The 14,703-nt window shown below is 64.2% G+C and carries 13 protein-coding genes; 4 read left to right on the forward strand and 9 right to left on the reverse strand.

The window, feature by feature from the left end:
• Position 1: 1 nt before the first annotated feature.
• From K1X74_17330 to K1X74_17345, 4 genes are read right to left on the reverse strand one after another with little or no spacing between them, the layout of a single operon-like run.
• Entirely contained in the window at positions 2-730 is a 729-nt protein-coding gene (locus K1X74_17330; GenBank protein ID MBX7168101.1) for a hypothetical protein, read from the reverse strand.
• Positions 727-1,338 carry a hypothetical protein gene (locus K1X74_17335; GenBank protein MBX7168102.1) on the reverse strand — a complete coding sequence of 204 codons (612 nt, stop codon included), beginning with the start codon at positions 1,336-1,338 and terminating at the stop codon, positions 727-729. The genes K1X74_17330 and K1X74_17335 overlap by 4 nt, the downstream gene beginning before the upstream one ends.
• Positions 1,307-2,380: a ThiF family adenylyltransferase gene (locus K1X74_17340; protein MBX7168103.1), complete on the reverse strand. Its 1,074-nt coding sequence runs from the start codon at positions 2,378-2,380 to the stop codon at positions 1,307-1,309. Before K1X74_17340 ends, K1X74_17335 begins: the two co-directional genes overlap by 32 nt.
• Positions 2,373-2,900: a hypothetical protein gene (locus tag K1X74_17345; protein MBX7168104.1), complete on the reverse strand. Its 528-nt coding sequence runs from the start codon at positions 2,898-2,900 to the stop codon at positions 2,373-2,375. Before K1X74_17345 ends, K1X74_17340 begins: the two co-directional genes overlap by 8 nt.
• Positions 2,901-3,390: 490 nt before the next feature.
• On the opposite strand from K1X74_17345, the gene K1X74_17350 reads away from it, so the two are divergent.
• Positions 3,391-4,611 (forward strand): hypothetical protein, encoded by a 1,221-nt coding sequence (locus K1X74_17350; GenBank protein ID MBX7168105.1) that lies wholly within the window; start codon positions 3,391-3,393, stop codon positions 4,609-4,611.
• A 48-nt stretch (positions 4,612-4,659) separates the two neighbouring features.
• On the opposite strand, the gene K1X74_17355 is transcribed toward K1X74_17350, so the two are convergent.
• Together K1X74_17355 and K1X74_17360 are read right to left on the reverse strand one after the other, a co-directional pair.
• On the reverse strand, positions 4,660-5,142 hold the full coding sequence (locus K1X74_17355; GenBank protein ID MBX7168106.1) for a hypothetical protein: 483 nt from the start codon (positions 5,140-5,142) through the stop codon (positions 4,660-4,662).
• A 228-nt stretch (positions 5,143-5,370) separates the two neighbouring features.
• Entirely contained in the window at positions 5,371-7,662 is a 2,292-nt protein-coding gene (locus tag K1X74_17360; protein ID MBX7168107.1) for an SUMF1/EgtB/PvdO family nonheme iron enzyme, read from the reverse strand.
• Positions 7,663-7,926: 264 nt separating this feature from the next.
• On the opposite strand from K1X74_17360, the gene K1X74_17365 reads away from it, so the two are divergent.
• The 3 genes from K1X74_17365 to K1X74_17375 all read left to right on the forward strand — a co-directional run bounded on the left by K1X74_17365 (position 7,927) and on the right by K1X74_17375 (position 9,581).
• Entirely contained in the window at positions 7,927-8,130 is a 204-nt protein-coding gene (locus K1X74_17365; GenBank protein ID MBX7168108.1) for a hypothetical protein, read from the forward strand.
• A 162-nt stretch (positions 8,131-8,292) separates the two neighbouring features.
• Positions 8,293-8,472: a hypothetical protein gene (locus tag K1X74_17370; GenBank protein ID MBX7168109.1), complete on the forward strand. Its 180-nt coding sequence runs from the start codon at positions 8,293-8,295 to the stop codon at positions 8,470-8,472.
• An 86-nt stretch (positions 8,473-8,558) separates the two neighbouring features.
• The gene (locus K1X74_17375) at positions 8,559-9,581 is read left to right on the forward strand and encodes a hypothetical protein (GenBank protein MBX7168110.1); all 1,023 of its coding nucleotides are present in this window, start codon (positions 8,559-8,561) and stop codon (positions 9,579-9,581) included.
• Between the two features lie 823 nt (positions 9,582-10,404).
• Here K1X74_17375 and K1X74_17380 read toward each other — a convergent pair.
• The 3 genes from K1X74_17380 to K1X74_17390 form a co-directional block, all read right to left on the reverse strand.
• Positions 10,405-11,628 (reverse strand): SGNH/GDSL hydrolase family protein, encoded by a 1,224-nt coding sequence (locus tag K1X74_17380; GenBank protein MBX7168111.1) that lies wholly within the window; start codon positions 11,626-11,628, stop codon positions 10,405-10,407.
• A gap of 39 nt (positions 11,629-11,667) precedes the next feature.
• Positions 11,668-13,164, reverse strand: coding sequence for a hypothetical protein (locus K1X74_17385; GenBank protein ID MBX7168112.1), 1,497 nt, complete (start codon positions 13,162-13,164; stop codon positions 11,668-11,670).
• Between the two features lie 425 nt (positions 13,165-13,589).
• Complete coding sequence (locus tag K1X74_17390) at positions 13,590-14,657, reverse strand: transcriptional regulator (GenBank protein ID MBX7168113.1); 1,068 nt, start codon at positions 14,655-14,657, stop codon at positions 13,590-13,592.
• Between the last annotated feature and the right edge of the window lie 46 nt (positions 14,658-14,703).

Consider the following 14,703-nt stretch of genomic DNA (forward strand, 5'->3'; position numbering starts at 1 on the left):
TTCACGCCCCCGAACGCCGTGGCCCATCGTCGGCGGGCGACGGAGCGACGAAGTTCAGGTACTTGCTGGCGAGTTCGACATCCGTCAGCGCGGTGGCTTCGGCCACCAGCCGCTTCACGCCCCGCACGACGGCCGCCATGGCCCGGCCCAAGTGCTCCTCCGCCTGGGCAGTCGCACAGGCGCCGGTTATCAAGAACCCCTGCGGGCTCAGCTCGACCCGGGCAAACTGCAGATGTCCCTGCGCTTCCAGCAGGAACTCGCTCAGGGCCTCGACAACCACCGCGTCGGCAGCAGCGGGGACTTGGACAAGCAAGCTCTCGACGCGCATGCCGCCCGCGATAGGGCGCACCGCTAGCTCGACCGGCTCGCCCCGCATACTACGAATCGACCAGCCGCCGTCCACCGGCTCGAAAACCGCTTGTTGCTCCGTAAGCAGCATGGTGACCAGCTCCGCGTCGGGCTGCGGACCCTCGGACTGAATGCCCGCGAGTTGACGCAGCAGCCGGCGCTCGGCGAGGGCACAGGCGTTGTCCTCCTGACACAAGTAGGTGTCGGCGAGCAGGACCGTCGCGCTGGCGACGCGCGCTACTCGCGTGGTGCCGGGCAGCGCGGCGGTCCGTTGCAGCAGCGTCACGGGGCGCTGGCCCCGTTCGCCTAGCCACGGGCGTTGGGCGACAAGCCGGTTGCCAGCTTCTAGGCGCGAATTTACTAGCGGTTCGGCAGTCATCATCGGGGCGACTCCATTGTCTCGAGGTGCAACGTCCAGTCGGCTGCGCCGAACAGTGGCCGCTCATCGGTCGGACTGGTCACGAACGTGCGGCCGTACGCGCAGGCGTCGCGGTTCAGTGCGTCGTGCTCAGCAAAGGTCCGGAGGCGATAGCGCAGCAAGTCATGGAGCGACTCGGCAATCGCCAGGGGCGATTCGCCAGGGTAGATCTCAAGACACACGGCGCCGGTTTGCGGACAGATGTTCGGATGCCAAATCGCCGGCTGCGGCGGCCCGAGGTAACGGAGCATCTCGAACCGTTCGGCCCTCCGGAGACAGTCGCCCGGGAAGCGAACCGCGATGGCGTGTTGCGCAATCGGCACGATCTCGCCGTTGGCTTGCTTGCCCAGGCTGCGGGTCTGAAAGTCGAACCGGTACACCCACGGCACGTCGTTACCAAAGCACCGCACGGACAGTAACCCTGCGGACTCGGCCGTTCGCCGCAGCAGGTCCTCGTAGCCCTGGTGCAGGAAATCGGCCACCACAGGATCAAAGATCGGCTGTGCCCGAGCCTCGACCGCCAGTACCAGATCGAGCGGGTCACGCATGGGATCGGGTGTGAAGGTTCGCATGGTGGGGTCCTGGGGTTACCGTGTTGGTATCCAACTGCAGAAAGGCATGCCGGCCGGGCGTGCGCAGCAAAATCCAGTCACGCCGATCGAGCCCGACGTCCGCCAGAGTTTGACCTGCGTAGGGCTGCAACATGGCGACACGGCTGGTGGCGGACGATCGCCGTCGTGGCGAGCCGAAGAGGCCGCGACGATGTTCCACCTCAACCGCGTCGCTCCCTGCCCAGCTCTGGGCACTCTCAATCAATTCAGCAACCGTGGCCGATGCGAAGGGCAGGGTGAGGTTCACGCGTTCAGCGACAGAGTGATGATCGAAGCGGCAGCCCGCGGCGCGGCACAACTGCGAGGTGAACTGCCGCCCGCTGTGCAGGTCGAAGTCAATCGCATAGCTCTGCCTCGGCACGGCTTGCAACAACGCAATGGCCTGATCGACCATCCGCCGGGCTACGGCCGCGCCCAACTCGGCCGTTGCCTGATTCGGCAGGCCGTGATCCGTGCCGTCCGGCGTGCAAGGCATCTCGTGGCTCAGCTGCCGATAGTGGTCGTCGCCGAAGGCGCACTCCAGGCAGGCTTGGCCCGGCACGAAAACTTGCACGCGGCCCGTCGTGCCGCCGGTGCCGTCGACCGCGCCGTCGATCGATGGAGTACCGAGCCGATAAGCCAAATCGGCGTGCAGCAACTGCCGCGCCGCCAGCGAATCGAGCCCGGCCAGGATCACATTGGCGTCCGCCAACACCCCCAGCGGCACATCCGCCAGATCGGCGACGATTGGATTCACCGCGACTTGCGACTCAATCCACGTCACACGACGAGCCAGCACTTCGGCCTTCGGCTTTCCCGCATCGTGCGGCGCATAGGCCTGGTTGCGGCAGTTGCGCAGTTCGATTGTGTCGCGATCAATGATCGTGAGCGACTCGATGCCTGTTCGGTTCACCAACTCCATCGCCACGTGGGAGCCAATGTTGCCGGCGCCGACTAGCACCACCCGCCCGCGACGCCGAGTAAGCCAAGTTGTGCTGCGCGGCTGCTGTTGGGGTTCATGCATGGCTCAGCTCCTTGTCCGGTCGCCAGACGGCATCCTCAGTCAGGCCGGTGGGGTGCCCGCACAGACACACCTCGCGGTACGTCCAACACGCCTTCGCTGCCGGGTCGGTGTTGTCCACCGCCTGGTGATAAACGCGTCCGCAGCGCGGGCAGGTCACGATCCACTGGCCGTGCACGACGTCCCGCCGACACACGGGACAACGCGGCGGTGCCTGGCCATCGGTCGATGCGAACCGGCCAACCACCGCAAGCGTCTCGTCGGAGAAGTAGACGATGTGCCCATCGCCCAAAGTGAGCTCGTCGCGGTGCCCCAACACCCGAATGCCACCGATCACAGGCTGGCCATTGACTTGCACCTTGTTTGCTCCCGGCGCCAACAGCGCAAACCGCCCAGCACTGCTCGTCGCCAGGCGGAGCCCGCGCACCGCGGCGCCAGCGACGGCCGCCAGATCAGTCCCGCCTTCCAGGGCAACTGCCTCATACGGTCCATCGCTGGTACGTTGAAACCAGATGCTGCTCATCGACGACCTCCTCGTGGTCTTCGCCTGCGGTGTCCTTCAATCCATACGATCAAAGGAAGCAATGGGCCATACGCGGCCGCTCTCCTGCTTATGCCGGAGACATCCCCGCGATATCCCCGCCTAACTGAGATGCTCCCGTCACCTGCTTAGCACCGTGTTGGCTCCCCCGAGCAATCACGGCAACGCCGCAAGCAGGACACTGGCGCCGCAAGCGGCGCCAGCGCATGACTCTCAGCTCCACAAAGGCAAGAGTCGCGTGCAGACCCGATAGGACAATCGCCGCAGCGGCACAACGCCGATTGCACAAGGCGCGCGGCCCGCCATGCGCCACGACGCGCATGAAATTCACTGCATGCATGAATTAACTGCGTGTGCACCTGTAATTTGGCTGCGCACGCGCATCTTTCGGTGATCTTTCCGCAATGTCGGCTATCATCAACGAACGATTGCGCTGTCGCATAACCTAGGTGTCCGACAGGAAGGGCCACGCATGTCGACGCACGAGAAACAGCCAGGGCGCCCACTCTCGACAACCGCCGAGCGCGCCATGCGTGTCGATCGCATCCTCGACGATCTAGCCCACAGCGAGCGCGACGAGTTTCTGAATTTCATCGGCTATCAGTTCGCCGGTGGCGTTACGACCCAGCAAGAGCTGGCCGCCGCGATTCGGGCGAGATTCGAAACAGATCTCGAACTTCAGGAGCGCTATCTGGCGGCACTCAAGAAGCTGCGCCTGCTCGATGCGATCTCGAAACTCGCCCGTCACGGCCGCTTCGCCTACCTGCCGCCCGAAGATGAGCGCCTCAAGCGGAAGATCGCGTTGCGCTACGGCGCCGCCCTCCTTGGGCGGCAATTGACTATCGTCCCGACCGTTGCGCCGGAACCTTTTGCCACCTCGGCGGCTGTGGTGCTGCTCGACGCGATCAATCGCCAGGCGGCCCACTCGCCCAACGGCGTGGTCCACGTCGGTTTCGCGGGCGGACGAACGCTGCGCAGCGTGGCCGCCGGCTTGGCCCAGCGCCTGCAAACCATGCCCGAGAGCGCACCCGATCTCAAGGAACTCGTGCTCCACTCGCTGGTGGCGGCCTTCGAGGACGCCGATGACTGGCACGATGACCCCAACAGCTTCATCACCTACTTTGTCGAGCCAAACGTGCTGCCCTGTCGAATCCGGCACGTCAAGATGCAGGTGCCGGCGATCGTCGAGCGGACCTTCTTCGATGACCGCTTGAAAACTCGCCCGGAGTTTCGCCGGCCGTTTGAGGAAGCCCAGAAAATCTCGATCCTGATCACCTCCGGTAGCTTGTGGGACGATCCGAACAGCATCATCAAGAGCCAATTAGGGATCTTCGCCAAGCGATCCTGGCCTAACGCCAACCGTGGCCAAGAGTTCATCGACGCGCTCGATCAGCAGGGCGTGATCGGCGATTTGCTTTGGCATCCGCTCACCACCAACGGCTGGGTCGATCTCGACAAGCTCGAATTCCGGATCGCCACGGCCCTCGATCTGATCGAACTGCCCAACCTGATCCGGCGGCCCGAGGGGTTAACTTCGATCGTCGTCCTCGGTTGTTCCGGGAAAACGGCGCAGGAAAAGTCGACGCTGGCCAATGCGATTCTGCGGCTGCCGCCCGAGAAGCAGGTGTTCACCCATCTGATACTCGACGCGCCGACGGCCCGAGGCCTGCTGGCGACGATCAAGCCGCGGTGATGGTCAACCGCCGAGCCCGTGGGCCGGCAACATGTCAACGCCCAAGCTCTACCCGACCGCGTCTAGGGGTTCAAGCGACAGGAGCAGGGTCAGATTCTCCGGCGGCAGGCTCAGTCGGTAGCCGAGATTGGGGTGGCGCTCGATCAGGGCCCAGCCGAAGCGCTCGGCCGGGTTGCGCACATACGCCGCCAGTTCTGCCTCGGTGAGTCGCTGGCGGAGTTTATAGATTTGTTTGTGGACGTTCAGCCGGCTTCCCTCGCCCCGTCCGAGCCGCTTGAGAACCTGCTGGGCCAGCACCTTCGCCGGGACAAAGGCGTCCGCCGGTCGGCCGGTGGCTGCCGCGCGCTGGGCCGCCTCGATCAGCAACACCAGCAGGGCAAACTGCGTCGGCGACGGGGCGAACTCTTTAATCGGCCCCCCATCGTCGTGGAATTGCACGCTCCCCTCGCCGGTCGGCCGGCCTTGGGCCGTGAGGTGCAATCGCGGATCGACTCGATACGCAAAGCCGCCGGGACGTGGGGGAGTTGCCATCGAGATCGCCTGCCTGAGGTGAACGCCCCCCGGCTCGGCCAAGCGACCGACTCCACAGGGAACCACTCACGAAAAGGCATCGGCCATCGTCTGCGCGCGACGGAAAAAACAGGATTCCAAAAAATAACTCGCGCGCTTCGCTGCGCTCAGCGCAGGCAGACGCAGCCAGCAGAAAGAAAAAGGGAAGAAGGCAAAGAGCAGAGCGTAAGAGGGCGAAAGGGCAAACCGTTACGAAGTCCTGGCAACACGGAACCCCATGATGCCGATCCGGTCGTCGGGCATGAACCCGTCCCGGATCGCGGATCGGCAGCTCCCGGCGTCGTCGAACCAAGAACCGCCGCGGAGCACGCGGGATCGGCCTGAGGACGGCCCCGTAGGGTCGTGAGCCGGCGATTCCGAGTAGTAATTCTCGCCGTACCAATCGCTGCACCACTCGCACACGTTACCGTGCATGTCCCACAGCTCCAATGCATTGGGCTCGTAGCTCCCCACCGGCGTTGTATGACCCTTGAAGTCATCGCTGCGGTAGTTTGCTCGACTATTCTGCAATTCTTGACCGAAGTGGAATGGCGTCGTCGTGCCCGCGCGACAAGCATACTCCCACTCCGCTTCGGTCGGCAGACGATAATCGGGGCCGAGCCACAGGCAGAACGACACCGCGTCGTACCAGCTCACATAAATCGCAGGGCAACGAGGCTGGTCGCTGTACTTCTTGTACTTCGAATACCGCGATACGTGGCCCGGATCGAATAACGCGTAGAGTTCGTTGGTCACCGCGTATTGGGACAGCGAAAAACGACGCGTCAGCGTCACCGGGTGTTGATGCTCGTCGATGCTCCGTTCGGGCTCCTCCGCCGGGGAGCCCATCTTGAACGTCGGCGAAATGTTCTTCTTGTTGGGGATGATCGACTTGAAACCGCCCTGGAACTCGTCGGCGACGCGCTGGGCCTTTGGGCCGCGAGCGCCGGCGACGATCGCCTGGAACTCTTTCCGGTAGTCGTCGAGACAGTCTTTCTGGAGCAATGCCTGCAGCTTGCCCGTCGCGCGAGATTCCCAGTTGGCATGCACCCGGTAAATCATCTCCGTCGAACGCCGCGTGCCCTCGGCGGTGCCATCGCCCGGCTGATAGAGCATGGCCATCGACTTGGACCACGGCGCGGCCACGGCCCGATCGAGCGGAAACTCGGTCGCATAGCGCCAGACCCAATACCAGGCCCGCGAGGGCGTGTCGTGAGCCAAGAACAGCCGTGTCCGCTTGACCTGCTCGGCCGTGGCGTACCGCGCCAGCCATGTGGCGGCGAAAAACTCGAGCAAGCTCGTGTCGCGAAACTGGATTTTCTCGGGCGATTTGTTGCGTCCGAACCCACACGCCACGATTGTGTTCCAGCCGGCAAGCTCGAAGAGTTGATCGACAACGGTCGGATAGAGATAGCCGTGGGCCGGCCGGGCCTGTTGGAGCAGCAGCGTGACCTGCTCCAGAAAAGGTATCATTGTCCCTTCGCCCGCCACGCCGATACGATTCGGCGCGGCCTCGCCGGTGTACATCTCAAACGCGATCGCCGCCAACAGCGCTACGGCCTGGTCGTGCGTCACGCCGCCCGGGTCGTCTGATTTCCGCGTGCGTGCTTCGTTGAGCATCTTCTCGGTCGCCCGCCAAAACACATCGCTCGGCGTGCGAATGGTTGCAAACTCGTCGAGCGGCACCTCGCGGAGGTATTGCAGCACCCGCGGTGTGCCCAGGATCGGCCGGGCCTCGGCCGGCACCAGGTCGTAGCGATCCTTGCCCAGGCGAAGAATCTGCTGGGGCTCGGTGAACTCTTCAAGCAGGGCAAATTCCCAGGCACCCCCCGGCGTCGCCCGGTCGAACAGGGTGTCCCAATGCGTATCGACCGAATAGGGCCGCCCGGCGATCACCACGCGGCACGGCGCCCCGGGCACATTCAGAACCTCGCTGTCCAGCAGTGTCCGCAGCACCTCGACCGCGGCGCTGCTGGCCAGATCGAGCCCATCGAACAACAGCGTCAGCCGCCCGTGCAGCACCAGCCGCCGCAGGGCGTTGCCGATCTCGCCGCGCTGCTGCCGGGTGTTGCCGGCGTGCTGCTTGCCCAGCTTTTTTAACACCTGCACGGCCAACAGATCGGTGAACAGGTCCCAGTCGGGATCGCCGGCACCAGGCTTCAGATCATCGATTTCGACCCGCATCGCTATCCGGTCGGGGTGGTGGCGTAGGAGCCACGCCTCGATCCATGCGAGCGTCGTGCTCTTCCCCTCGCCCGACTCGCTGACCAAGACCGAGCGGAGCAGCGGCTGGTCTTGGTACTCACCGCGACACCAGTCGAGCCGATCGATGGGAACCCAGGCTTCGTCGTACCTGATTTCCTTTTCCCGAAGCAGAGCATCGGGGCGGGTGGCCCCGAAGTTCTCGGGCTTGATGTAATTCCGCACGGCCTGCCGCTGTTCGGCTGGCAGCACGAGGATCCGCATCCGCTGGTCGGCGATGTAGGGCACCGGCTCGAGCATGGGATTTCCTGCCAAATCACAGGTCGTGAGCTGGGCGCTGCGGTCAGCAAAGGGCCGGGGGCGCCGGGAGCGGATTAACAAGCTAAAGGCATGGCCGCGGTTGAGCAACGCCCGGGCTTTTCTACCGGCCAGCAAAATCTCTTTCTTGCTTGGCGGCTCGCGCTGCGACCGAATCGGCCATGCCTTTCTCACACAGCGGGTTCGAGGACCGCGGCGCCCGTGTTTGGGCACCCCCTCAGCCCGACAGAGAAAGGCAGGTGACCGATGAGCAAGCCGACCTTGCTGGAGCAACCAACGCAACCGACGGAAACCCCGCCGACCGCACCGGCGGCCGAGCAACCGAAAGTGGCGCATTCCGAGGCGCTGGCCGAGTTGGCCCGCGGCTGGATTGAACCGCCACGACCGGCTCGCACCGAGTCGGCCACGCAACCGGGCCAGTCGCCGCGCGGCTGGTTCGACCGCGACTGAGCGGGGGCAACTCGGGGCTTGGGTCGCGCGGGCGGCAGCATCCGCCGGCCCAGGTCCCGGGAAGGCGAGCGCCGCCACATCTCGGCGAAGTCTCTCACGACGCACTCGATCGCGACATGCCTTTAGGAAGTCGACCCCGGAACGAAATCAGGAGCAAATCCCATGGCTAGCGACGATGCCCACGACCCGTACCCGATGACCTTGCCGATGCCCAATCGCGTCCGCCGCGCCGGCGGGCGGCGGTTGGAGCACACGTTTCGCTGGGGTGAGCTGCGGCTCACGCTACGACTGGAGCGGCACCGCATCGAGTTGGTGATCGACCGGCCTGAGCGAATCGCGTAGCCCATCGGTCGCAGAATTTCGCTCGACGTTTCTCGTTTAGACCCACAACTCCCCGTGACCCGCGTTTCGCATTAGGAGACCTCCCCGTGATCCGCAAGCCGAATCTGACCAAGACCATCCACTTGTCAGGCATCAGCCAGTTCACCATCGAGAACCGCGAATGGACCGATCGACTCGTCCTGGATGGTCGGATGGACATTGCGCGTATCCAGGACGATCAGGCCGGCGGACTCGGTGTCTTCGCCTGTGCAGGGGTGCGGCAACTCGTGCCCGAGGCCTGCTTAAGTCTGTTCGCCCTCGTTGGCGAGTCTGAGTTGGGCCAAGCGCACGAAGCCGTCGATCATCTGCGGCTGACCGAACCGTGCCTCTGCCAGGTCCGCGGCAAGCGGACCAATCGCTCGCGCGTCATGATGGACGCGCGTGGCTCGCGGCAGATCGCTCGGCTGCGGGCCGAGATCGACCTTTCCGCCGATCTGGATCCTGTCTCGAGCCGGCGGCTCAAGAGCCAGATTGCCCGCAGCGGTGCGGTGCTGTTGGGGCGGATGAGCCCCGAACTGACGGCCGAGTTGCTGCAGTGGGGCCACACGACGAGCACCTACCTGGGCTTGTGCCCGGGGCGCGATCAGTATGAAGCGCTCGCTGACTTGCGGCCGCACGCGCTGTTTATGAATCTCGACGAGGCGCGGGAGGTCACGGGAACCGCCGGCGCCGAACCTGGCCCAGTGTTCGAGGGATTCGTCAAACGCACAGCCGCCAGTCACCTGACCGTGATGACCACGGGCCCGGGCCCGGTGTTTGTGCATCACCGCCCGACGGGAATCCGACTGAGCGTTTGGCCAGCGCCCGCCAGCGCCTCTCCTGTCTCCTTCCCGATGTCGGTCGGTTGCGGGGACGTCCTGGCAGGCATGAGCACCTACTTGTTGGGTGCCGCAGGCCCGTTGGCGGCGGCCTCGGTAGTAAGCGAGATCGTCGCCGCCGCGCAGGCCGCCGCTTCGGCCCACTACTATCACGACCGCCCCTCGCGCGAACGGGCCCGCCTGGCCTACCTGGTCGCGCGCGGAGCAATCGAACGCGGAGCTGCAGTGCCCGCGGCGACTGCTGTCGCCTGAGTCGGCTAACACACCCTGCCGGCTCGGCACGTTCAGGACAGCGCGCCGAGCCGGTTTCGTTGGTGGAGGTTGCTGCGAGCAAACGCGAGCAGGGCGCGAATCGTGAAAACGTTTTCACTTTCTGCCGCCCTGCATCGCGGATGGCCAAATACGAGAAGAATTCTTACTGCGCCGATTGGCCTAAGGTGCCTTGGACCCGGATGACGTCCTGGCCGTTCACCATGATCGCAGCGAGGCGTCGCAAATCAATGCGGACTCCGGCAGGGACTTGCAAACATGAGCAAGACCTTGCAATCGATGCACCAACATCGTCCGCTCGCGATGCGCCGATCCGCATGCCCTCAGGAAAACGCCCAGCAGCGCCTCTCACGCGGGCGCTGACCGCAGGACCTCCATGGACCTGGCAAGGTCAATCGACGCGTCACAGCGGGTTCTGAAGCCCTCGAATCAATTCCCCTGTCGCCAAGCATGGACGGCTGAGCTGAGTCACCGCTGCACCGAGATCGTGGTCAACGCGTTTGCAGAGACTTGCCAACGATTGAACAGCTAAGCGCGTGGTTAGGACAACTTGCGAAGCCATGGCGACATTCGTTCCATCACCGTTGCCAGAGGTTTGCTGTGCCGTATTCCCCCTTAGCACTCGTCGTCTGGCACGCGAATGCGACGCCCACATCCAAGGCAGTTCGCCCGCACCGTGCCATCGGCGGACGTCTCGGTCGTTGGTGCGTCATCCAGCCTGCTGCCGCAATGTGGACACACCGCGCGTCGTCCCGGATCGAGAAACTCGTCCCAGATCCAGTAATCGAAAAGATCCACGGCATCCTCAACGGGTTCGGACGAGCGAAACTGTAGCGGTGCTTCCGGCAGCGGGTTGCCGGAATGCATTGCCGCCGAGCTGCTGGCCAGCAGCGGCTTGGAGTTGTGCCTCGAGCACCTGACGCAGTCGTTCACTGATATGCCGCATGCCCACGTCGGTCGGATGCGAGCCATCGGCACAGGCCTCGTGATCGTCGCGCAGCAGCTCATCACCCGAGACCAGCACCAACGGCCCGATGCCCTCGGCCTGCAGCCGCTCGACCACTTGCCGCAGTGCGGCGCGGCTGGCTTGGTTGTGCTCGGCCAGATCGGCACGAAACGCAGCGGCCGGGTACGTGCGGTCTTCGACTAGCACTAGCGGCACGCCAGGGCGCGCTGCGTGCAATTGCCGCACGACCCCTTCGGTGCGCTGGCGGACCAGCTCACCATTCATGTTGGGTAGACAATCGACGACGTACACAGCCGCTTCAATCTCGGCGAGCAGCGAAACCACGGCGGGCTCCATCTTGCAGCTGCCCGAGAAGCCCAGGTTGATCACAGGGCGATCGAGCAGTCGCCCCAAGATTGCCGGGTAGGCCATCCCGGGGCGACTGGCCGAACGACCTTGCGTGATGCTCGTACCATAGAATACCAGCGGCAAGGCGGCGCGTGGCGATGCCGGTTCAAGCCTCGACTCAGCTGGCACTCCGATTTGCAACATCTCGACCCCGTTGTACAGCGGCAGGTAGAGCCAGTACTCGCGCAGTGATCCATCCAAGGCGTCGATCAGCACGCATGCATTGTCGATGCCCGTTGGATGAGCCACGGCCAGCCAGCGCAGTTTGCCCTTGGCATCGCGGGCGTAAAGATCCAGACCACTCACGGCGGCCGCGGGCATATCGGCCAGCGCCAACCGCTCGGAGCGTAGTTGCCAGCGCACGGCGATCTCGCGCGCGTCGGTCTGAAACCGCACACAGATTCCCGCCGATTGGTGGGCCAGCTGCCAAACGCTTCGCGGGACGAGTGTCTCGGCGCGCTGCGGCAGGCGGTCGTACGGGCCTAGCGTGTCACGAAACGCCCGACCTTCGAGCGTCAATTTGTGAGCATGGACCCACTGATAGGTCCGCGTGATTGGATCATTCAGCGGAGTCTCCGCAGAACGACTACGCCAGCGGCCGCTCCCCCAGAGCAACACGCCCAACAACGCCAGGTTGACTGCAAACGAACCCCAGATCAGTGGACGTCGCCACATGTTGCCCCTCCTAGCACGAAATGAAAGCGCACGTTACGGCTAATGGCACCGACGCCAGCGGCGCAGCGCGGCTAGTCCTGCCACGCCACTAACGGCCAACACCCAAGTAGCCGGCTCGGGAACGACGTTGAAGGCCAGGTCGCCCAGCGGAGTGCCCGTCTCGATGTGCCCGGCGGGCAAGGCGTGGCGGCCGACATCGAAAGTGAAACGGTGAATGCCGCCACTGCCGTGCGAGCTGACCAACAGTTCCCCGTCCGCGGTGAAGGCCAAGCCAATCGGCTCGGGCACCGCAAAGCTGTTCAGCAGACTGGGGGCACCGCTGGTGAGAAACGAGTATTGGTAGACCGTGTTGGAATCCAGGCCGGCGATGAATAGCCGCCCGTACCGATCGAACTCCAAAAAATGCAGCTTCTGCTCGCCGGGGACTTGAAACGCGCCGTTGGATAGCGCCTCGCCGGTAAGCGGATCGATCATAAAGCGGCGAACCTGCGTGTACTCCGAGACGAAGAGCTCGCCAGCGGGCGAGAACGCGACGCCAATCGTCTGGCCGGGCGTAAGACCCGTGATCTGGCCATGCGGGATCGCCTCCCCCCGGTCGTCAAAGGTGAATCGCGAGATGCTGCCAGCCAGGTAGTTGGCCGCGAATAGTTCGCCGTTCGGGCTGAACGCCAAGCCGTGGACGGCTTCCAGGCCATTGCCCATGATGGGAGCGCCTTCGACACGGATTCCTTCGGCGCTGTAGCGGAATCGCGAGATACTCCCGGCGCCCGGTTGGTTGCCAAAACGGTTGCCGACGAACAGTTCGCCGTGACGGTCGAATGCCAGACCCATCGGATCGTGCATGCTGCTGGTGGGCGCCCCGTAGAGGTCCGGCAGATCCACCACGTCACCCGAATCGGTCAAACCGTAGCGGAGCACCGGCCCGTCGTAGCCGGGGCTCGAGCCCGGCGGGCTGACCGCCGCGGCCAAATTGGCGACGGATGGCGAATCGGCACCAGTGATCTTCAGGTACCCGCCGTCACCCGGCGCCGTGCGGATGAATTGCGAGGTGGAGAAATCGCCGTAGTCGGTCGAGGTCCGCAGCCGGGCCCGCACATACAAGCTCGTAGCGTCGTCGATCCAACCGGTCAGGTCGATCGGCAGTGACGGTGGGACATTGCCGGGCACACCGGAATAGATCGTTCGCCACTGGACGTCGTCGAGAGAGACTTCGACGTGCGCCTCCGCATCCGGGTCAAAGTTGGCAGGTCCGCCCAGGGTGTAGACGCTTGCTGGCGCAAACAGTTCAGCGGTCCGTGCCGCAAACGGCAAATCGAAGCGGTAAACGACCTCGCCCCAGGTATTGGCGACCGCTGGTTGCCAATAGCGGATCTGGGGCGGCCCAAAGGGCTCATAGCGAATGAACGCGTTGGACACGCGTAACGGGTTCGAGCCAAACGCGGTGTCGAGAACCAGGTTTTGGCGGTAGCTTTGAGCGACCGATGCCTGCGGCCAAGCCCCTAGCAGCGCCAACCACAGCCAAATCTGTTTGTTCATCTTGAGGTGCCCCTGGGAGACAAGATTGCTTGTTCGATTCCGCTGCGCGCACCGGAAGCCGCTCGCGGCTCGGACCAGAGCCGCGGCACCGCCGATGCAAAGCTGCCACCTGGTGGCTGCCCGTTGGATCGGGTTCCTGGGCAGACGCCTGTCGCGATGGAAAGAAGGTCCGCGAGGACACGCTCGATGCCGACTGCCTCGATTCGGCAGCATGCCGTGCCGCGCGGACTCTCTTTGCACCGCGAAGTTCGGTGCGGAACTCAGCCGAAGCCCATGGATTGGCCCCTGCTTGGCTCCTGCAAGACGATTGTCTGCGCGGCCGTGACACATTTGGTCCAACGGCCCCAATTCTTTAACTGCCCGCGCGCGAAACGATGGTGATGTGCTCCGGTGAAGCGGCTCCACCCGCAGTCGCAGTGGAGCCGTCAGTTCGCTGGAGCTGCGGCGATCCGCTCGCCATCACAAGACATGGGCGCTGTCGCCTCTCCGTAGACGGCGACCATGCGTCGAGCGATTTGTTCGACCGCACGTCGAGCTGAGGCCGGCTCCAGGATCTCTACTTCGGCCCCCAGGCCCAGCACTTTGGGCACGATCTCGGCCTCGTAAGCGGCCGTCAACGTCATCATCAGCCCGCCGTCATCCAACGGCTCGAGCTTGGCCTGCGGATGCCAAGGCGTCTCACTGGCCCAGGGAGCCACGAGCGCCGAAAAGCGAATCCGAAACCGCTGCGGTCGAGCAGCCTTATAGACGCCTACGCTGTGGCTGAAATGGCTCTGCAGATCGAACGCTCGCGGCGCAAACCGCTCGTCCAATAGCTGCGAGCGACTAATCCGGTCCAGCTTGAAGTGCCGCGGTGGCTCGTCGGGCGCCGCATCGCAGGCCGAGGCGACTGCATAGATGCTGCCTTGGTACACGGCCAAGCCCAGCGGTTCGATCTTCCGTGGCATCGGGCGGGGTTTCCCCAGCCCCTGATAGGCAATCTCAACCCGACGGTGTTCGAGGATCGCGCGATTGAGCGTCGCCAGGATTCCAGCCTTGGTGGCGTACGACTTGTGCGGTATCGTGCGGACGATCAGCTTTTGACGGCGGCGTTCGAAATGCTTCCAGACGGGTTCGGGCAAGGCCTCGCGGATTTTTTCCCAGAAGGACTCGATGCCCTGGGCGAACGGGGTGCCGCTGAGTGCCAAGAGCAAATCACGTCCGGCCGAGAGGGCCAGCAACTCCGTACACGTGGCCGAGAGCTCCGGCAAGCGACGCAATGTACGGCCCAGCTTCCAGACCGTGCCCCGCGCCTCGGAGGTCGTCGTGTCGACATCGAACCCGGCAGCCTGCAGGGCCTCGAGATCGCGGCGAACTGTGCGTGTCGACAGCGACGACAGGCCGAGCCGCTCGAGCAAGCCCGCACGAAGCTCCTCGAGCGTACAACCATAGCGCGACTCCTCGAGGATTTGCAGCAGCTTCAGTTGCCGAATCAGTTGTTCGTTACGAGCCATGCGGAGCAGCCCCCACCTGCATTGCTTCAATTCCAGCCACGACTCT

The sequence above is a fragment of the Pirellulales bacterium genome (assembly GCA_019694435.1).
Taxonomy (GTDB): domain Bacteria; phylum Planctomycetota; class Planctomycetia; order Pirellulales; family JAEUIK01; genus JAIBBZ01.

Bases quoted from the DNA above. Each gene is read 5' to 3' on its own strand.
- K1X74_17350 (MBX7168105.1), top strand. From the start codon at position 3,391: ATGTCGACGCACGAGAAACAGCCAGGGCGCCCACTCTCGACAACCGCC.
- K1X74_17355 (MBX7168106.1), bottom strand. From the start codon at position 5,142: ATGGCAACTCCCCCACGTCCCGGCGGCTTTGCGTATCGAGTCGATCCG.
- K1X74_17370 (MBX7168109.1), top strand. From the start codon at position 8,293: ATGGCTAGCGACGATGCCCACGACCCGTACCCGATGACCTTGCCGATG.
- K1X74_17330 (MBX7168101.1), bottom strand. From the start codon at position 730: ATGATGACTGCCGAACCGCTAGTAAATTCGCGCCTAGAAGCTGGCAAC.
- K1X74_17340 (MBX7168103.1), bottom strand. From the start codon at position 2,380: ATGCATGAACCCCAACAGCAGCCGCGCAGCACAACTTGGCTTACTCGG.
- K1X74_17360 (MBX7168107.1), bottom strand. From the start codon at position 7,662: ATGCTCGAGCCGGTGCCCTACATCGCCGACCAGCGGATGCGGATCCTC.
- K1X74_17390 (MBX7168113.1), bottom strand. From the start codon at position 14,657: ATGGCTCGTAACGAACAACTGATTCGGCAACTGAAGCTGCTGCAAATC.
- K1X74_17345 (MBX7168104.1), bottom strand. From the start codon at position 2,900: ATGAGCAGCATCTGGTTTCAACGTACCAGCGATGGACCGTATGAGGCA.
- K1X74_17380 (MBX7168111.1), bottom strand. From the start codon at position 11,628: ATGTGGCGACGTCCACTGATCTGGGGTTCGTTTGCAGTCAACCTGGCG.
- K1X74_17335 (MBX7168102.1), bottom strand. From the start codon at position 1,338: ATGCGAACCTTCACACCCGATCCCATGCGTGACCCGCTCGATCTGGTA.
- K1X74_17385 (MBX7168112.1), bottom strand. From the start codon at position 13,164: ATGAACAAACAGATTTGGCTGTGGTTGGCGCTGCTAGGGGCTTGGCCG.
- K1X74_17365 (MBX7168108.1), top strand. From the start codon at position 7,927: ATGAGCAAGCCGACCTTGCTGGAGCAACCAACGCAACCGACGGAAACC.